Raw genomic sequence first — 18,831 nt, forward strand, 5'->3', positions numbered from 1 at the left:
CAAACTAACCGAGGGGTCCGACAGGCCTCACAACCGTAAGTTGATCCACGACACGACGTCGTCGAGCACCTGGTCCTGCTCGGGCTCGTTGAAGACCTCGTGGTAGAGCTCGGGGTATTCCTTGAGCTGGACGTCGTCGGAGCCCACACAGAGGATGAGTTGGCGGCTGCCGCTGATCGGGATCAGCCGATCGCCGGTGCCGTGCACCACCAGCAACGGCACGGTGATCGCCGGTGCCCGCGCCGACATCGTCTCGCCCACCGAAAGCAGGGCCCGCCCCATACCGGCCGGGACCTTGCCGTGGTAGACCAGCGGGTCGTCGTAGTACGCCTTGACCACGTCCGCGTCGCGGGAGATGGCGTCGGTGTCCAGCGCCTGCACCGGCAGTCCGGGTGCCAGCACCCCCAGCACCTTGGCTGCCACCGACACCACCTTCGGCACCAGCTCCTGCGCGGCGATCGCCGGCGCCGACAGCACCATCAAGTCGTAGTTGTCCGGACGTTCCACGCCGTAGGCGAACACGATCGCGCCGCCCATGCTGTGGCCCAGCACGATGCGTTTGCAACCCGGGTTCTCCCGGGTCGCGATGCCGACCAGGGTGTCCAGGTCGGCGGTGAACTCCGAGACGTCTCTGACCTGCACCCGCTTGCCGCCGGATCGTCCGTGGCCGCGGTGGTCGAGGGCGTAGGTGACCAACCCGGCCGCCCCCAATCGTTGCGTGACGTGGTCGTAGCGCCGGGCATGCTCGCCGAATCCGTGGGCCAGCACCACCACCGCGCGCGGCGCGACGTCCGGCGTCCAGACGTCGTAGACGATGCGCACTCCGCCGACACCGTCGAAGGTCCGTTCCGTGCGGGTGGTAGTCATTGAGGGCAGCTTAGGCGAATGAGGCCCACTCCTCGCGTGGAGTTGTCGCAGACTCTGCGTAGTCTCGACCGGGTGAGTGTTCTCACCGAAGACACCGCGTCCGGCCCCACCGGGGATTTCTCCGCCCACGCCGAGCCCTACCGGCGGGAACTGCTGGCGCACTGCTACCGGATGACGGGCTCGCTGCACGACGCCGAGGATCTGGTGCAGGAGACGCTGCTGCGGGCGTGGAAATCCTATGACCGGTTCGAGGGCAAATCCTCGGTACGCACCTGGTTGCACCGCATCGCCACCAACACCTGCCTGACCGCGCTGGAGGGACGGCAGCGCCGCCCGCTGCCCACCGGGCTGGGCACGACCAGCTCGGACCCGACGGCGGAGCTGGTCGAGCGGGCCGAAGTGCCCTGGCTGGAGCCCCTGCCGCAAGGGGACGACCCGACCGACCCGTCGCAGGTTGTCGGCCAGCGGGAATCGGTACGGCTGGCGTTCGTGGCCGCGCTGCAGCACCTCTCGCCCCGGCAGCGAGCCGTGTTGTTGCTGCGCGACGTGCTGCAGTGGAAGGCCGCCGAGGTAGCCGAGGCGATCGGCACCACCACCGTCGCCGTCAACAGCCTGCTGCAGCGGGCCCGCACCCAGCTCGACGCCGTCGGACCCAGTTCTGAGGACCGGTTGGCCGCCCCGGAATCGGCCGAGGCCCAGGACCTGCTGGCCCGCTACATCTCGGCATTCGAGGCCTACGACATCGACCGGCTGGTGGAACTGTTCACGGCCGAGGCGATCTGGGAGATGCCGCCCTACACGGGTTGGTATCGCGGGGCTCGGGACATCGTCACCCTCATCCACCAGAAGTGCCCCGCCGAGGTGCCGGGTGATATGCGCATGGTCCCGCTGGTGGCCAATGGGCAGCCGGCTGCCGCGCTGTACATGCGCGCGGGCGACCGGCATGTGCCGTTCCAACTGCACGTGCTGGATGTCCGCAGCGACGGCGTGTCACACGTCGTCGCGTTCCTCGACGAGTCGTTGTTCGCCAAGTTCGGATTACCGGAGTCGCTATGACAGATACGCCCACCGTCGCACCGATGCCCGGTAAGCCGCTACTTCTGTTGGGAGCCTTCGACATCGGCGCGGTGGGTTATGAGGTTAACGAGTTCTTCGTCTCGGGGACGGCGGTGTCCTACGTCCCGGACGGTGAGCTGGGTCCTGATGGCCGCTGGGACGTAAAGCCTTCGGCTACAGCCGATTACACCACTCGCCTCGTGGTGCTGACGCCCACCGACCACGCGAAGTTCAACGGCACGGCGCTGGTGGAATGGCTCAACGTCAGTGGCGGCATCGACGCTCCGGCGGTCTGGATGATGGCGCACCGCGAGGTGATCCGGGCGGGCTACGCCTATGTCATGGTCTCGGTCCAGAAGGTCGGCGTCGACGGCGGGATGAACCTGCTGGACATGGACATGTCCCTGAAGAGCCAGGGTCCCGAACGCTACGCCGGCCTGAACCACCCCGGCGACGCGTTCGCCTACGACATCTTCTCCCAGGCCGGCCGGCTGGTCCGAGACGCGGGTCCGGAGCTTCTGGGCGGGCTGAGCGCCGAACACGTTGTGGCCCTTGGCGAATCGCAGTCGGCGATGTTCTTGACCAGTTACGTCAACGCCGTCGATCCGCTCGCCGAGGTGTACGACGGGTTCCTGGTGCATTCGCGCTTCGGGCCCGCCGCGCCCGTGGACAACCGATCCATCTTCGAGCTGCTCAACGGCCCGTCCGGATCGGTCAAGTTCCGGCCGGATCAGCGCGTCCCGCTGCTCACGGTCATCACCGAAACCGACCTGTTCGGGACGACGCCGCAGGGTTATTACTTCGCCAGGCAACCCGACAACGACCTGCTGCGGGTCTGGGAGATCGCCGGCGCCGCGCACGCCGACAACTACACGATCCAGGTCGCCGCCATCGATTCGGGTTCGGCGCCGATCGAGGACCTCGCGGCCGGCTACACACCCACCAAGAGCCTGATGGGCCAGCAACTCGACCACTACATCAACTTCGGGCCGCAGCATCACTACGTGGTGCAGGCGGCCCTGGCCGGGTTGCACAACTGGGTCCGCACCGGCGCGGCACCGCCCAGTGGGCCGCTGCTGGAGGTGCGCGAGGGCGAACTCCCGGAGCCGGTCCTGGACACCCACGGCATCGCCGCGGGAGGCGTCCGGACCCCGTGGGTGGACATCCCGATCGCCCGAACGTCGGGGGTCAGCGCCGAGGAGAACATCATGGCGGCGATCTTCGGATCCGGCGAACCCTTCGACGAGGACACGTTGCGCCGGCTGTACCCGGGCGGCGCGGAGGAATACCTGGCCGGCTTCACACTCTCGCTCGACGAGGCGATCGACGCCGGTTTTCTCCTGGCGGCCGATCGCGACGAGATCCTGCAACTCGCCGCGGCGACATACCCGCACGCCTAGGTGCACGGCCTGCGCCGGCCGCTCGCGCTGTTGTCACGCGGACGTGTGTACGGCTTTGCGCGTGAAGCTACGGCGTTGCGGGTGAAGCTACGGCTTTGCGGGTGAAGTTATGGCGTTGCGGGTGAACCCAGGGCGGACTTTCTGCGATTATCCCGCCCTGGCTTCACCCCGAAAACCGTATGTTCACAATAGAAGCCAACGGTTCACAACCGAGGCTCCGCCGCTACCGCGCCCGCCCGCCGCACTACTGTAGAACCCATGCCTGCCACCGTGGACATCCGGCGAGCAGCCGACCGGGCGATCACTACCACTCCCTGGCTGGAATCCCGGCATTCCTTCTCGTTCGGCGACTACTACGACCCCGACAACACCCATCACGGACTGCTACTGGTCAACAACGACGACGTCGTCGCACCCGGCACCGGGTTCGACTCGCACCCGCACCGGGACATGGAGATCGTCACCTGGGTGCTGGACGGCGAACTCACCCATCGGGATTCGTCCGGCAACCACGGCATCGTCTATCCCGGCCTCGCGCAACGCATGTCGGCCGGCAGCGGCATCCTGCACTCAGAGACCAACGAATCCGAAAGCACGCCAGTACATTTCGTCCAGATGTGGGTGTCGCCCGACCAGTCCGCCATCGCGCCGAGCTACCAGCAACTCGACATCGGCGACCGGCTACACGACGGGAAGCTGGTCACCGTCGCTTCGGGCATCCCCGGACGCGATGCCGCACTCACCCTGCACAATCGGGACGCCGCTCTGCACGTCGCCCGGCTGGGGCCGGGCGGCACGGTGGAGCTGCCGTCGGCACCGTATCTGCATGTGTTCGTCGCCCGGGGCGCACTGACTGTCGAGGACGTCGGCGAACTCGGCGCCGGCGATGCCGTCCGCGGCACCGACGCCGGTGCGCGGCGGATCACCGCGCGGCACGACTGCGAGGTCCTGGTGTGGGAGATGCACGCCGAGCTCGGCGGCTGATCACATTAGAGTGGGCACGACCGACAGGAGTCCCCATGTCTCAGAAGCAGCCTCGGCACGCCATGCCCAAACCCGATCGGAACACAGGGTCGCTTCGGAAGGTGCGGTTCTGGCTGGCGCCGATCGTCATCACACTGGCGCTGTTATCCGCACTGTCCGCGCTGTATCTCGGCGGCATCCTGAATCCGACCACCAATCTGCGGCATTTTCCGATCGCCGTCGTCAACCAGGATGCCGGGCCGTATGGCAAACAGGTCGTCGATGCCATGGTGGCCAAGCTGGACAAGGAGAAGTTCGACGTTCGGGTGGTCTCGCTGGCCGAAGGCAGACAACTCCTCGACAGTGCCCAGGTATACGGCGAAATGGTTATCCCCGTGTCGTTTTCGTCGACGCTGCACGAGCTCGGCGAAAGCGCGTTGACAGCCAGCCGCGGGGAACGCGCCACGATCACGATCTCGACCAATCCCCGCGCGGGCACGCTCGGCTCGAGCATCGCCAACCAGACCTTGACTCAGGTCGCGACGACGGCGAATACCAAGTTGGGCGAAGGACTTTCGGCTGATGTGGTAGCCCGCGCCGGCGGGGCGCCGGTGGCCGGCGCAGCCCTGCTGGCCGTGGCCAACCCGATCGAGATCAAGTCGACCGTACACAACCCACTGCCTGCGGGCACCGGAAACGGCCTGTCGGCCTTCTACTATGCGCTGTTGCTGTTGCTGGCCGGCTTCACCGGCAGCATCGTGGTCAGCACTCTGGTGGATTCGATGCTCGGTTATGTGCCTGCCGAATTCGGTCCGGTGTATCGATTCGCCGGGCAGGTCAGGATCTCCCGGTTCAGCACCTTGCTGGTCAAGTGGGGACTGATGGTGGTGCTGGCGTTGCTCACATCGGGTGTGTACATGGCCATCGCCGACAAGTTGGGCATGCCCATCACGCTGGGCTGGAAACTGTGGCTCTACGGGGTGTTCGCCATCAGCGCGGTGGGCATCACGTCGAGTTCGCTGATCGCGGTGCTGGGTTCGATGGGTCTGCTGGTCAGCATGCTGATCTTCGTCATCCTCGGGTTGCCCTCGGCCGGTGCGACGGTACCGCTGGAAGCCGTTCCGCCGTTCTTCCGATGGCTTGCCGAGTTCGAGCCGATGCATCAGGTATTTCTCGGCGTGCGTTCGCTGCTCTACTTCGACGGCCACGCGGATGCCGGCTTGTCCCAGGCGTTGCTGAAGACGTCGATCGGCCTGGTGATCGGACTGTTGCTGGGTGGGATCGTTACGCACCTCTACGACCGCAAGGGATTTCACCGAATCCAGGGTGCGGCCGCGCTCGCGATCGCCGCCGAACACCAGGCCCAGCACCAGGCCCGGGAAAGGGCCAGAGAGACAACGCGCGAAACCGAAACCGAAGCCGAAGACACGACCGAGACCGAAGCCGAAGCCGAACCCGAGACCGAAGCCGAACCCGAGGCCGAAACCCCAAGCGGGCAAACGTAATTCCAGCGCGGCCGAACCGTCACGCGCCTGTGACTTATGTTGACAGTGTGACGGATGTGACTAATCCTGAGAGGGTTGCTTCCCCCAATCAGGCCGAAAGGGCTTCTCGTGCTGACGCCATCTGCCGTGTTGCGCAGACTGACGGCAAGTTGCGCCGCCTTCGCCGCCTTCGTCGCCCTGAGCAGCACCACGGGCCAGCCGCTGGCACGCGCTGCCGATGCCCGTGAACTGCTCGAGCAGGCCATCACCACCACCAAGGGCAGCTACCTGGTCTACAACTTCGGCGGCGGCCACCCCATGCCGCTCCTCGACGGCGCCGGCCACTGGTACGAGATGGGCAACGGCGGTCACCTGATGATCCTCAAGCAGGCCTCCGGCCGGTTGCAGCCGCATCTGCTGGTGGACACCCATCGAGGTGACCAGGCCCGGTGTGAGAACAACGCCGGCGCCCGCACCGGCGAAGGACTCTGGCAGGCATCCGAGGTCTACGCGCCGCTGCAGGCCTGGGCGCGGATGGGACAGCCGACGATCGCGATCAACGCCAACTTCTTCGACGTGCGCGGCCAGAAGGGCGGCTCGTGGCGCGATACCGGCTGCAGTTCACCGCTGGGTGCATTTGTGGACAACACCCGCGGTCAGGGCCGGGCCAATCAGGCCGTCACCGGCACCGTGGCCTATCCGGGCAAGCAGGGTCTATCCGGAGGCAACGAGTCCTGGACCTCGCTGACGACGATGATTCTGCCGGTCGGTGGTGCGCCATATGTGTTGCGGCCCAAGGGCAGAGAGGACTACGACCTGGCGACGCCGGCGATCCAGGAGCTGCTCGACAAGAACGCGAAGTTCGTCGCGGTGGCCGGCATCGGCCTGTTGTCGCCCGGCAACACCGCCCAGTTGCACGACGGCGGGCCCAGCGCGGCCCGCACGGCGCTGGCTTACAACAGGCAAAAGGACGAGATGTACATCTTCGAGGGCGGCAACTACACCCCCGACAACATCCAGGACCTGTTCCGCGGCCTGGGCAGCGACACCGCGGTACTGCTCGACGGGGGTGGCTCGTCGGCGATCGTGCTGCGCCGCGACACCGGGGGCATGTGGGCCGGCGCGGGCGCACCCAAGGGATCCTGCGACACCCGCCAGGTGCTGTGCGATTCGCGCGAGCGGGCGCTACCCAGCTGGCTCGCTTTCAACTGAGCCCGCCGCCGGCCCGAACCGAAAGATCAGCAGGCTGACGCCGACGACGGCCGCCGCCAGCCCCAACACCGGCGCGACCGCGAACCGCGATATCGTCGCACCCAGCGCCGCGCCGGCGCACATCGTCAAAACCACGCTGTAGCGCAGCTTTTCGCGGTTGCCGGTGCCGCCGGCCAGCCTGCTGTCGACCCCCAGTCCCACGATCGTCGACGTGAGCACCGTCGTGGTGAGTTCCTGGATGCCGAATTGGCGTGCGGTGGCGTGCTGCAGGCCGTAGGCGGTCGCCATCCCGGCGATCAGGAACAGTTTGGTGTTGTCCTGGTAGCCCAGCACACCGGCGCCCGCCCCGGCCGACAACGCCGTCAACAACCCCGTCTCGATGCCCAGTGCGCTGGTCAGCCAGGACCGGGTGCGGTCCCCGTAGTGGCGCATCAGCCTGCCCCCGAGAATGGCTCCGGCGACGAAGGCCGGGAAGACCACGACGGCTGCGGTCAGGTCCACGTTGGTATTCCGGGCGAACCAGAAGCCGAGGAAGATCACGTTGCCGGTCATGTTGGCCACGAACACGTGACCGAGCACCAGGACGCTGATCGCATCGGCCAAACCGGTCGAGAAGGTCAACAGCAGCAACGCTGTAACGGTTGACCGGTTGGAGACCGGGGACGTCGCGACCATCGCGCCGGTCCGCTACAGGTGGGGCGTGACGTCCAGCGAGGTGATGGTGTTCATGGTGGTCACCTTCCAGCGGCCGTCATCGAGCTTCATCATGAGCCGGTAGGCGAGGTACTGCAGCGTCGGGATGTTCTTCCTCAGCGGGCTGGTGGTGGAGGTGTTGGTGTAGACGATGGCGGTGGCATTCGGCCCGTTCAGTGATTCCACGGCGACGCCGGTGACCTCGGTGGAATTGGTGACCTTGGCCTGCTTGTTGGGCCCCGCTATTTGCTCAATGATCTTGCGGTACCGAGCGCGGAAGTCGCCGGTCAGGTAGTTGTCCGCCCGATCGGAGAGAGTATCCATGTTCTCTGGTGTGTAGCTCCACAGGGTGGTGACCGCTTTCGCCGCGGCCTGCGCCACCTCGAACTTGACCGCGACGTCGGCACGCTCGGCGAGGTACGGCTGGACGGTCGCGCCGGCGAATGCCGCGGAACCGACGAACAGCACGGTCAACAGCGCGACCACCGCCGCGACCCAGCGGCCGGTCCGTTTCTTCTTGACCGGCGCCGGGGACGCCGACTCGTCCGAGTCGGAATCGTCTGCGGCCGAGTCGGTCTCGTCCGCCGAATCGGAATCGTCCGGGGCCGAGTCGCTTTCGTCCGGGGCCGAGTCGGTCTCGTCTACCGCGTCGCTCTCGTCCACCCCGACGTCGACCTGGGTTTCCTCTTCGGCGTCCGCGACGGTCAGATCACCTGCAGCAGGTTGCTTATCTTCCACTGATTCCCTTCCTGCTTAGCCGTTGCCGACCAACGGTTGGTGCTCTCGAAGACCTGTTTGCCGTCCGGCGACTTGGAGGTGACGTCGGTGGCGACCAACACCGTCACACTCCCGTCGTCGTTCCACCGCTCCACCCCGGCTTCCAGCACCGTGCCGGTGGCCCGTTCCGCACGAGCGACCTGCAACAGGATCTGGTTGGCCTGCTCTTCGTACTGCTTGTGGAAGTCGCCCGTCGCCTGGCCCAGGATCCGGTCGATGTAGTCGTTGGCATGGAACGGGTCGATCGAGGTGAACCCGGTCATGAACCACTTCACGTAGTTCAGTGCCGAGGTCTCCCGTTCCGCGGTCCGCGCCCGGATCTCGTGACGGATCGTCATCAGGGTGCAGAGCGTGAGCGCGGCGACCATCACCAAGGTCGCGGCGACGGTGACGATCCGCAGTTCCCAGTGCCGCGGCGGCACGGGCTGCGCGATCAGCAGCGAATCCTCACCGGGGGTGAACTTGCGGCGGGGACTCACTTCCCGCCTCCCGGCGGTTTCGGCTTGGCCAGGACGTTGAGATCGTCGACGCGCCAATGGCCGTCGCGGTCTTTGGCGAACTTCACCCGCAGGCTGGCGGTGATGTAGCGCGTCTCGGGCCCGGCCCCACGTCGGCCATGCATGAACAGCAGCATCGTCACGCGGTCCGGTGCCGCCGAGAGGATCGAGCTCGCCGTGGCCCAATACTCGTTGATCACCGGATGGCCCTTCTCCACCGTCTGCTGCTGCGCGGCCATCTCGTGCCGGTAGCGGTCGGTGGTCAGCGAAAGGGCGCGGGCGAAGTCGTCATGCAGGGTCGCCGGATCGTAAGTCAGCATCTGCGCGACGATCCTGGGCCCCTGGGTGGAGATCTCGGCGCGCGCCTGGTCGGTCGCCCGGGCCGGCGCGTATCCCAGCTGGTAGCCGAGGCCGAAGGCATCCAGGCACACCGTCGCAGCGGCGAGCAGGGCGACCACCGTCCACTGCCGTACCTTGTCGGGGTGTTCGTGGGGGACGACGCGCAGCACTTCAGTGCGGGCGAGCATGTCGGCGAAGGTGCGGCGCTCGGAATCCCACAGCGGCCAGAACCAGCCGATGAACAGCGCCGCGGTATCGAGCAGGTGCGCCAGGTCTCGCAGCAGCAACCGCCACGGGCTGATCGGCGCGCCGTCATTCCGCGACACCGCAATCCCGAACAGCGCCCGGCCCAGACTCCAGCCGGTGATCGTCGGCAGCAACAACCGATTGACCAGGACGGCCAGCACGACCGCGCCCAGCACCGACACGCAAACCCACCACCACGCGTCGCGCGCCGGCAGCGCGAACGACACCACCGCCGCCGACGCGGCCGCGGCGAAGCCCGGCAGGACGTCCACACAGAATGCGGCGGCGCGCAATCGCCATGACGCCAAGGCTTTTTCGGGTAAGTCCTGGGTGATCTCCGTGGTCTGGATGTCCTCGACCACCACCGTCACTTCATCACCTGTTCGAGCTTCGAGATCTTGTAGGTGCCGTCGACGGGCGCCATCCTGACCCGCAGGCGGTAACCCGCCTCCTGATCCTCCGCCTGATCGTTGGACAGCTTGACCCGCAGCGCGACGAGTATGTCGATCGAACCGTCCGGGTGGTTGCGTTCCACCGCCGCGCGCATGTCCGACACCTTGAGGTGCACGTTGGCGGCCTGATATGCCTGCACCAGCATGCTGCTGTAGAGCAGGGCCTGGGTGCGGTACTGGTCGGTGCCGCAGTCGATGATCTTCTGTTCGCTGGCGGCCATGGTGTTGGTGTCCGGCGCCTGGGTCGCCACCACGCAATCCTTGGCGATCTGCAGTGCCGTCGCGGCGTTGCGCGCGCTTGCCTGAAAGTCCTGGTGATAGCGCAGCGCCACGTAGCCGCCAGCCGCCAGGGCGCCACTGAACAGGATCATTAGTGCAGCGATCGTCGCCAGCCAGGCGCGGTTGACCCGCGACGGGCGCCTGTCGACACCCGCAGGAACCTCTTCCTCGGCTATTTCCCCGGCCTCGGACTCCCCCGTCGCAGCGGTCTCGGTCTCAGCCGAGTCCGCATCCGTCACCTCAGAACCAGGCGGGGCCTCGGACACTTCGGTGTCCGGGGTCGCCGCTGCAGAACTAGTCGAGTCGTCCTCGTCGATGGGGTTCAGCCGGCCGGTGCCAGCATCTCCATCCATCCGTCGTCTCCTGTTTTGGTTGAGTTCTCGACGGAGTATCTCACCCCGTCGGGCCCTACCAGCTCACCGCTCTGCGGGCTGTACACGGCTGACGGGGGCCCGCCCGGAGTGTAAACGCAGGGATTGGGCTGTTGGCCGTTGCACTGCACGGCACCCGTGCCGGGTCGCGTCAGCGGGTCGCTGACCGGTGGCGGCGTCTGCCCGCCCGGAGGCAGCCTGTCCGCTGGCATGGGGTTCATGCCGTTGTTCACCGACGGCGCCGGCACCACCAATCCGGGCTTCACCGGCTGGTCGCAGCGTGCCGCCGGCGCCGGGCAGGACAGCAGCTGGTTCGGGTCGCCGTACCAGGGGTTGGTACCGGCCGGCTCGTAGGGCTTGGTGCTGCGGCACTCCTTGGGTGTGGCGGCCCGCTTGCCCGGCACGTCGACACACGGGATGTTGCGCGATCCACGCACGCTGTTCGCCGGCGTGTCCATCGGGATCTTGCAGTACGTCCCGACCGGCAACGGCTGCACGCTGGTGTCGGCGAACGAGCGCCACTGCTCGGCCGGAATGAACCCGGTCAGGCACGGCGGCGGTTGGTTGATGGCCAGCGCCAGGTCGAGGGCGGCCTGGTTGGGGAAGGGCGCGGCCACCGTCTGGGCGATCGAGGCACCCTGCGGCAGGAACACCACCACCTGTTCGAGGCCTTTGTGATAGCGCTTGAGCAGGTCGAACACGACCTCCAGGTTCGCCAGCGTCTGCGGTAACGAATCCCGCACGTCGGTGAACACCTCGTTCACCTGATCGGCCGTCGGCGCGGCCTGGGTCAGCACGCTACGCAGGTGCTGATCCTCCGCGGCGCTCTGCGCGGCCAGCACATTGAGGTTGTGCGACCAGCGCCGGATCGCGTCGCCCGAGTCCACCTGGCTCTGCAGGACCGGTCCCGAGTGCTGGATGAGGTCGTCGACGTCCTGGATCTGGGTGCGGAAATCACCGACGATCGCCTGCGTGGCGTCCACCAACCGCTGCAGCGCCGGGCCCAGTCCACCCACCGCCAGGGCAGTCTCGTCGAGCAGCTGCGGGATCTTCTCCTTGGGCAGCACCGCGAGGCCGCGGTTGGCGGTGTCCAGCGCCGGCCCGATCTCGCTGGGCACGGTACCTTTCGTGATGGTCTGGCCCTCGGCGAAGAACTTTCCCGGGTTCCCTTCCGAGACCAGGTCCAGGTACTGCTCACCGACCGCCGACACCGAGTGCACGTTGGCGGTGGCGTCGACGGGGATCTTGTAGCGGCTGTCGATGCTCAGCTTCGCCTTGGCTCCCCAGGCGGTCGGCTCGACCTCTGTGACCTTGCCGATGGTGATGCCCCGGTAGGTCACGTTGGCCGTCGGGTACAGACCGCCCGACGCCGGCAGGTTCGCCGAGAGTTCGTAGCGTCCGATCCCGACCAGGGTGGGAATCTGCAGGTAGTAGATGCCCAGCACCGACAGCGCCACCACCGTCAAAGCCAGGAACAGCAGCAACTGGCGTCTGATGAAAGGAGTCAGCATTGGCCTCGCTCCGCCCTCTCCACCAGCGGTCCGCCCGGTGCGTTGTTCGGGTTCGACGTGTAGCGGACGTCCGGGATCATCGACTCGGGATCACGTCCGAACGACTGCTCGATCGCCCGCAGCAGTCCGGAGAACCCGGTACCGGTCAGCACCGCGTTGTCCACCGAACTGAGCGTCACATCGATCGTGGCGTTCACGTTCTGGTAGTCGCCACGGAACATCTTCGGCACCGTGTCGATGTCGAACGGCTGCGTCAGGATCAGCTTCAGCGCGCCGATCAGGTATGGCGACCCGCGGCCCAGCTCCCGCAGCGGGCATTGCAGCAGCTGCAGATCGGTGTGCAGGTTGGCACGCGTCTCCGACAGGTACTGGTCGGCGACCTGGCTCAGTCGCCCGACCGAGTCCACCGCGTTGATCAGCAGGTTCTTCGTGTCGGCGAAGTGCTTGATCAGCGGCGGGAAGTCGGTCAGCACCCGTTCCAGCACGTCGTTGCGGTTGCCGACGTAGCCCAGCAGCCGGTTCGTCGAGTCGATCGCGTGGGTGATGTCGTCGCGTTGCTCGTTGAGCTGCCTGGTGAAGGTGTCGAGCTTGCCCAGGAAGTCGCGGATCTGCTCGCCCCGGCCTTTGAAGATCGTGTAGATCTCGTTCTGCAGCACCTCCAGGTTGGGGATGCCGCCGCCGCGCAGGATCAGCGAGATCACTGCCAGCGTCTGCTCGATGTTCGGATAGACCGACGAGTTCTTCAGCGCGATCACGTCGCCGTTCTTCAGCTGACCCTCCGGCTTTTCCGGGGATATCAGCTCCACGTGCTGCGACCCCAGCAAGCTGGTCTGGCCGATCTTGAGCAGCGCGTTCCTGGGGAGCTTGGTGTCCTTCTTCAGGCCCAGCGTCAGGGTGGCGATCCAGTTCTTCAGTTCGATCTTGCGGATCGAACCCACCTCGACGTCGGCGACCATCACCTTGCTGTTGCCGTTGATCGCCAGCGTGTCGGGTACCTGGGCGTAGACGACGTAGGCGCCGTCCCCGCTGCCCGGTGCGCCGGGAATGGCCACCTGGGAGATGCCCTTCCAACCGCAGGAACTCAGCATCAGCGCCGCCAGCAGCAGCACCAGCACCTGCCAGCTGCGATAGCGCATCTTGCGCAGCACCCGCATCACCGGCCTCCTGCCTCAGCCGGCAACGGTGCGCCCACCGGTGCGTTCAGTGCCGGCCCGGGGGCCGCCGGGGTCGGAGCCACCGGACCCGGGACCACGCCCGGTCCGGGCGGCGGCGGCTGCACCGGTACTGGCGCGTTGAGCGCCACCGGCGGCACCACCGGGTACTCGTCATAGGCGTTGGGCGGTCCCGGCGGGGTCTGCAAGGTGGACTGGATCGGCCCGATGTCCGGCCCGCCCATCAGCTCGGCCAGCGACTCCGGGGTCATCAGACCCGCGGTGATCGGCCCGACCTTGACCCCCTGCATGCCGGGGGCCACCACCCAACCCTGCTGGGTGTTGCGGTGCGACAGCGGGGTGTCGGGCACCCAGATGCCGGGCACGGTGGTGTCCTTGTAGCCGTTGGGCGGGCGCAGCCGCTCCTCGGAATAGGCCACCATCTTGGGCAGCACTTCGGCGGTGCTGAACGTGTTCAACCCGAACGGGAAGTAGTTGAACTTGATCGAGTCGAGGATCGGCGCGAGGTACTGCGCGCACAACTCCGCGGACTCCTGATACCCCAACCGGCTACCGGCCTGCACCGAACTGCAGATGAACTGCATCGGGTTGGCGAAGCTGGTGATCTCCGGAACGGCGACCAACGAACCATGCGACGGGTGATAGATCTGGTTCACGTTGGCCGCAGCCGTCGGCAACACGTGCAACGCGGTCTCCAGTCCGTTGTAGGACTCCGGTTGCAACAATGCGGTGGTCGCCTCGGCCAGATTGTTGACGTCGTGAGTCAACACCTCGCGGTTCTTGTCCAGGAACGGCCGGATCGTGGTCAGGAGCTCGTCGAACTGGCGGATCGCCGCCGCCAGCGCACCGTCGGTGCTGGCCAGCCGCCCGGTGACATCGGCCAGGTTCTGGTTGAGCGCCACGAACTGCTTGTCGTCCTGGTGCAATGCGTTGACGAACTGGGCCAGGCTCTTGACCACGGCGAAGAAGTCCCCGCGCCCCTCATTCAGCGCCGTCAGAGCCTTGGACAGATTGTCAAGTGTCGAATTCAGTTGTCGGCCCTTGCCCGACAACCCGTTGGCGAATGAGTTGATCACCTCACCGAACGGCCCCTGCGGCTGCTCTTTTGTGGGGCCCAGCTTGGAGATGATGTTGGTGATGCTGTTGCGCAGCTCGTCCCACTCCACCGGCACCTGAGTGTGGTCGATCTTGATCTCGGCGCGGTTGGGCAGCACGGGTCCGCCTTTGTAGACCGGCTCCAATTGGATCGCGCGGGACGCCACCAGCGTCGGGTTGAGGATGATCGCGTGGGCGTCCAGCGGAACCTTGTACTTGTTCTCGTAGTGGAACGTCACTTTCATCTTGTCGCCGGCCGGCTCGATCTTGTCGATCGTGCCGACCTTCATGCCCATGATCTGGACCTTGTCGCCGGCGTACAGCGCGTTGGCCTGGGAGAAATAGGCCGTCACGGTGTTCGTCGTCAGCTTCATGTACAGCTTGAACCCGACGAACACGGCGACCAGCGCGAGGATCACCACCAGGATCCCGACGATCACCGTCACCCGGTTCAGGCGCGGCAACCGGATGTTGCGGACGTCAAAGATGGTGCTCAATTCTGGCTACCTCCCACTACGCCACTGCCACCGGTCCCACCGGGATTGATGAATGGCGCCGGCAGCTGGTTCCCCGGCCCAGGCGGCGCTGCCGGACCCGGAGGCAGGCCAGGGGCGAAGGTCGACGGTGGCCCCACCGGTCCCGCCGGTCCCAGCGGCTCGGTGCGCGAGCCCGGTGGGGTGTTCGGCGGCAGCGGAACGGGGGTGCCCTGCACGTCCGGCGCCGGCTCGCCCGGGCGTCCGGCGATCGGGATGCCCGGAATGTACGGGACGCCGTTCGGGTTGGGCGGCGAAGCCGCGACGTTGGGTCCAGGGAACCCGACCCCACCGAACGGACCGTTGTTGAGCCCGATGCAGGGCAACGGGTTCCCGGGCGTCGGGATGCCGTCTGCGGGCGGCGTGTACGAGCACGGCGTTCCCGGCGGCACGGCCGGTCCCGGGTGTTCCGGGGTGCCTTCCAGCACCAGCGGTCCCGGCGGCGGGGCGCCGTTGGGGAACCGGGTCCCGTTGGGGTCGGGGAACCGGTAGGCCGGCAGGCCGGCTCCGCGCCAGAAGTTCTCCGGGTCCAGCCCGCGCTTCTTGAACGCGGCGTCGATGAACGGCTGGATGATCTGACCCGGGACCAGGTTGTGAATCACGACCTTGAAGAACGGTCCGGACGCGATCGACTCGTTCAACGACGGCAGGAACCCGCCGACCATCTGCAGGCCGTCGGCCAGGTCCTGTTTGCGCGCGACCAGCACATCACTGACGGTGCGCAACTGCTCCAGCACGTGGTTGAGGTTCGGGTTGTCGTTGATGAAGCCTTGAACCTGCGTTGAGAAGTAGGCGATGTTGCCCAGCAGGGCGTCGATGGCACGGCCGCGGTCATTGAAGGCGGCGAGCAGCGTCTTGGCGTTGACCAGCAACCGGTCCACCTGCTGGCTGCGATCGCCGAGCACGCTCGCCACCTGGTTGGCCTGAGCGAGCAGATGCTTGAGTTCGTCGTCACGCTTGCCCAGGGTGTCGGAGAACTTGGACACACCTTCCAGCGCGGGGCTGAGCTGCGGGTAGGTCTGGTCGATGGTTTCCGACAGCACGTGCAACGACTGCTTGACGGTGTCGATGTTCCAGCCTCTGGCCGCGGTGGTGACGTCCAGGAAGGCGTCGTAGATCTGGTAGGGCGTGGTGCTCTGACCCAGCGGCAGCACGCCGTTGGGTCGCAGCGGCTGGTTACCCTTCGCCTCGATCTCCAGGACCTTCTTGCCCAGCAGCGTGTCGGTGCGGATCTGCAGCCGGCTCTCGGTACCGATGCTCTGAGTGCCGATCGAGAACTTCATCACGATGTGATCGCCGTCGATCTTGATCGCCTCGATTTTGCCGACGTCCATGCCGGCGATGCGCACCTTGTCGCCCTTGTTCATGCCGCCGGTGTCAGTGAACTGCCCGTAGTAACTGGGCTTTGCCATCAGCATCGGCACGCTGGTGAAGCTCTGGCCGACGCCGATCACCAACAGCGTCACCAGGATGCCCATCAACCCGATCTTCAGCCGGTTGGGCGGCTCCAACGTTCTCATTGCGGCGAGCACCTTCCTGTCGGCTGGTGGAAGAGCCGGACGGTGCGGACCGGTCCACCGGGTTGCAGACCGTTGATCCGGAGGCTGATGTCGCAGGAGTAGAAGTTGACGAAGTCACCGTAGGAGCCGATGGACCGGCCAATCAGGTTCAACGCGGACGGCACGCGCTGTAGGAAGTCGTTGAGCTGCTGCCGCTGATCGACCAGCGGCTGCTGCACGGCGTCCAGGTAGTTGATGGTCTTGTGCAGGAGTGCACGGTCCTCGGCCAGCAGATCGGCCACCGTCCCAGCGGCGTTGCTGATGTTCGCGGTGCCGCCGGCGAGGCCGTCACTGTGGTCCTTCAGCCCGGTGATCAGCACCTCGAGATTGTTGACGGTCTGGTCGAAGTCCTTGCGGTGCCGGACAGTGGTGTCCAGCACGGTGTTCAGGTTCTTGATCACTTCGCCGATCGCCTGGTCCCGCTCGGCGAGTTGATTGGTGAGCGACGCGGTCTGGTTCAAGATGTCGTTGATCGTGCCGCCCTGGCCCTGGAAGACCGTGATCAACGACGACGCGATGGTGTTGACCTTCTCCGGGTTCAGTGCCCGGAACACCGGTTTGAATCCACCGATCAGCGCGTCCAGGTCCAGTGCCGGGGACGTGCGCGACAGCGGGATGAGTCCGCCCGCCGACATCACCTTGTCCGCGCCGTCGCCCTCGCCGCGCCGCAGCTCGAGGTAGCGGTTGCCGATCAGGTCCAGGTAGCGGATCTGGGCGGTCGTCGACTGGTACAGCGGGATTGCGCGGTCGACGTCGAAGTCCACCTTGACCCGCCGGCCGCCGTCGAGCAGCTCGAGGTTCTTCACCTTGCCGATCTCCACCCCGGAGGCCCGCACGAACTGACCCGCCCGCAGCCCACTGACGTTGCTGAACTCCGCGGAGTAGCTGGTGGTCCGGTCGAAGCGGATCTGACCGAACACCACGATGATCATGACGCTGAACAGCAACAGCACGAATGCGAAGATGCTGAGCTTGACGAGAGTCCCGGTGATTTTCATGGGTTGATCGTGTTGTCCCCTACTTGACGGCCCCAGACGTACTCGAGCACGTAGGGCGAACCGGTATCCAAGTGGTTGTACGGCGCGATGCTGTTGCCGGTGTCCATCACCAATTCCGGTGCCGGCCACAGTTGGCGGGTGATCTGCTGCCAACAGCCGGGGGCACCACCCGGGCCACCGTGCGCGGCAACCCGCGGCAGATTCTCCGGATACATGTAGGGGTTCGGTGCGCCGCCGACCAGGCCCGCGGCCAGCCCGCCGACCTGGGAGAGCAACAGCGGCACCAGCGAAACCGGGTTGAGCATCGCACCCAGCGCGGACAGGATCTCGGAGTGGGTGTTCAGCGAGTAGCCGTTGCCGCCGAGGAACGTCCGGACCGTCGGTTCGACGTCGTGGTAGTTGCGCAGCGTGCAGTACAGCTCCGGGCTGTACGTGTCCAGTAGTTGAGCCGTCGGCACCAGGTCGGCGGCACCGCGGGCCAGGTAGGGTCCGCCGCGCTCGAAGATGTCGGCACCGGTGTTGCCGAAGCCGGCGGCGGCCAGCAGCGCCTGGTCCAGGTCCCGCTGCTGCGCGTTGATGCTGCGCGCGGTGGTCGTCGAATTGTTCAGGAAGTCCAGCAGTTCCGGTGCCGCGTCCGCGTAGACGTCACCAAGGGAGGCCAGCGCCTGGATGTCGCGGCGGGCCTGGGGCATCTGCGGGTTGATGTCGTCGAGGATCGCGTTGCCGTTGACGATCGACTGGCCGAACCGGTCGCCCAGCCCGGTCAGCGCCTGCGCCGCCGCGCTCAGCGTCAGGTTCAGCTTGACCGGGTCGACCTTCTGGGAGATGTCGGTCAGCGTCTGGAACACCGTGTTGATCTCGGTGGTCACCGCCGTGGCGTTGATGGTGCTGTTCGACGACAGGTGCCCGCGCGAGACGATGTTGCCCTTGTCGTCCTTGGGCGTCGTCAGCGACACGTACTTGCCACCGAACACAGTGGTGGCCTTGATCTGGGTGTCCACGTTCTCCGGCACCACGCCGTTGGGCCCGAGGTACTGGGGGTAGATCTCCAGCGTGAACTTCGCGGCCGGCTTCCCGTTGCGGGAGACCTCCGTGATGTCACCGACCCGGCCGATCTGGACACCGTTGTAGGTGACCTTCGAGCCGGGGTCGATGACCAACCCGGCCCGCTCGGAGAACATCGTCACCTTGTCCTTGGACGTGAATCCGCCGCGGAACTGTACGTACACCAGCGAAAGCACGAGCAGCAGGACGACCAGCGCGGTGATGCCGATGGTCTTGTAGGGCGTGCTCGGCATCTTGTTCTGTCTGCCTGGACCAGTCATGG

At 66.3% G+C, this 18,831-nt stretch carries 16 protein-coding genes and 1 pseudogene; 5 read left to right on the forward strand and 12 right to left on the reverse strand.

Going from position 1 to position 18,831, the window contains the following annotated elements; all coding sequences use genetic code 11:
• Window positions 1-27: 27 nt before the first annotated feature.
• Window positions 28-867: an alpha/beta hydrolase gene (locus AC5Y46_RS15010; protein ID WP_499992008.1), complete on the reverse strand. Its 840-nt coding sequence runs from the start codon at window positions 865-867 to the stop codon at window positions 28-30.
• Here AC5Y46_RS15010 and AC5Y46_RS15015 point away from each other — a divergent pair.
• From AC5Y46_RS15015 to AC5Y46_RS15035, 5 genes and pseudogenes are all read left to right on the forward strand, one after another.
• A pseudogene (locus AC5Y46_RS15015) lies at window positions 815-1,923 on the forward strand (sigma-70 family RNA polymerase sigma factor). The gene AC5Y46_RS15010 and the pseudogene AC5Y46_RS15015 overlap by 53 nt on opposite strands.
• Window positions 1,920-3,323, forward strand: a complete 1,404-nt coding sequence (locus AC5Y46_RS15020) for an alpha/beta hydrolase domain-containing protein (protein ID WP_499992011.1) — start codon at window positions 1,920-1,922, stop codon at window positions 3,321-3,323. The pseudogene AC5Y46_RS15015 and the gene AC5Y46_RS15020 overlap by 4 nt, the downstream one beginning before the upstream one ends.
• Before the next feature lie 258 nt (window positions 3,324-3,581).
• Window positions 3,582-4,307 (forward strand): pirin family protein, encoded by a 726-nt coding sequence (locus AC5Y46_RS15025; RefSeq protein ID WP_499944085.1) that lies wholly within the window; start codon window positions 3,582-3,584, stop codon window positions 4,305-4,307.
• A gap of 35 nt (window positions 4,308-4,342) precedes the next feature.
• Window positions 4,343-5,791: a YhgE/Pip domain-containing protein gene (locus tag AC5Y46_RS15030; protein ID WP_499992012.1), complete on the forward strand. Its 1,449-nt coding sequence runs from the start codon at window positions 4,343-4,345 to the stop codon at window positions 5,789-5,791.
• Window positions 5,792-5,878: 87 nt separating this feature from the next.
• Window positions 5,879-6,982 (forward strand): phosphodiester glycosidase family protein, encoded by a 1,104-nt coding sequence (locus tag AC5Y46_RS15035; protein ID WP_499947030.1) that lies wholly within the window; start codon window positions 5,879-5,881, stop codon window positions 6,980-6,982.
• Here the strand turns inward: AC5Y46_RS15035 and AC5Y46_RS15040 are convergent.
• From AC5Y46_RS15040 to AC5Y46_RS15090, 11 genes are read right to left on the reverse strand one after another with little or no spacing between them, the layout of a single operon-like run.
• Window positions 6,956-7,657, reverse strand: a complete 702-nt coding sequence (locus AC5Y46_RS15040) for a YoaK family protein (RefSeq protein ID WP_499947019.1) — start codon at window positions 7,655-7,657, stop codon at window positions 6,956-6,958. The genes AC5Y46_RS15035 and AC5Y46_RS15040 overlap by 27 nt on opposite strands.
• A gap of 12 nt (window positions 7,658-7,669) precedes the next feature.
• The gene (locus tag AC5Y46_RS15045; RefSeq protein WP_499947020.1) at window positions 7,670-8,413 is read right to left on the reverse strand and encodes a mammalian cell entry protein; all 744 of its coding nucleotides are present in this window, start codon (window positions 8,411-8,413) and stop codon (window positions 7,670-7,672) included.
• Complete coding sequence (locus AC5Y46_RS15050) at window positions 8,380-8,931, reverse strand: Rv1363c family protein (RefSeq protein ID WP_499947021.1); 552 nt, start codon at window positions 8,929-8,931, stop codon at window positions 8,380-8,382. Before AC5Y46_RS15050 ends, AC5Y46_RS15045 begins: the two co-directional genes overlap by 34 nt.
• A complete protein-coding gene (locus AC5Y46_RS15055) occupies window positions 8,928-9,905 on the reverse strand; it encodes an RDD family protein (RefSeq protein WP_499947022.1) in 978 nt (325 codons plus the stop codon). Before AC5Y46_RS15055 ends, AC5Y46_RS15050 begins: the two co-directional genes overlap by 4 nt.
• Window positions 9,902-10,618: an Rv1363c family protein gene (locus AC5Y46_RS15060; RefSeq protein ID WP_499947023.1), complete on the reverse strand. Its 717-nt coding sequence runs from the start codon at window positions 10,616-10,618 to the stop codon at window positions 9,902-9,904. The genes AC5Y46_RS15055 and AC5Y46_RS15060 overlap by 4 nt, the downstream gene beginning before the upstream one ends.
• Window positions 10,588-12,147: an MCE family protein gene (locus tag AC5Y46_RS15065; RefSeq protein ID WP_499947024.1), complete on the reverse strand. Its 1,560-nt coding sequence runs from the start codon at window positions 12,145-12,147 to the stop codon at window positions 10,588-10,590. The genes AC5Y46_RS15060 and AC5Y46_RS15065 overlap by 31 nt, the downstream gene beginning before the upstream one ends.
• Complete coding sequence (locus tag AC5Y46_RS15070; RefSeq protein ID WP_499947025.1) at window positions 12,141-13,301, reverse strand: virulence factor Mce family protein; 1,161 nt, start codon at window positions 13,299-13,301, stop codon at window positions 12,141-12,143. The genes AC5Y46_RS15065 and AC5Y46_RS15070 overlap by 7 nt, the downstream gene beginning before the upstream one ends.
• Complete coding sequence (locus AC5Y46_RS15075; protein WP_499947026.1) at window positions 13,301-14,911, reverse strand: virulence factor Mce family protein; 1,611 nt, start codon at window positions 14,909-14,911, stop codon at window positions 13,301-13,303. The genes AC5Y46_RS15070 and AC5Y46_RS15075 overlap by 1 nt, the downstream gene beginning before the upstream one ends.
• The gene (locus AC5Y46_RS15080; protein ID WP_499947027.1) at window positions 14,908-16,467 is read right to left on the reverse strand and encodes a virulence factor Mce family protein; all 1,560 of its coding nucleotides are present in this window, start codon (window positions 16,465-16,467) and stop codon (window positions 14,908-14,910) included. Before AC5Y46_RS15080 ends, AC5Y46_RS15075 begins: the two co-directional genes overlap by 4 nt.
• Window positions 16,464-17,504: a virulence factor Mce family protein gene (locus tag AC5Y46_RS15085; RefSeq protein WP_499947028.1), complete on the reverse strand. Its 1,041-nt coding sequence runs from the start codon at window positions 17,502-17,504 to the stop codon at window positions 16,464-16,466. The genes AC5Y46_RS15080 and AC5Y46_RS15085 overlap by 4 nt, the downstream gene beginning before the upstream one ends.
• The gene (locus AC5Y46_RS15090) at window positions 17,501-18,829 is read right to left on the reverse strand and encodes an MCE family protein (protein WP_499992018.1); all 1,329 of its coding nucleotides are present in this window, start codon (window positions 18,827-18,829) and stop codon (window positions 17,501-17,503) included. Before AC5Y46_RS15090 ends, AC5Y46_RS15085 begins: the two co-directional genes overlap by 4 nt.
• Between the last annotated feature and the right edge of the window lie 2 nt (window positions 18,830-18,831).

The sequence above is a fragment of the Mycobacterium sp. NGS59 genome, from assembly GCF_059812345.1.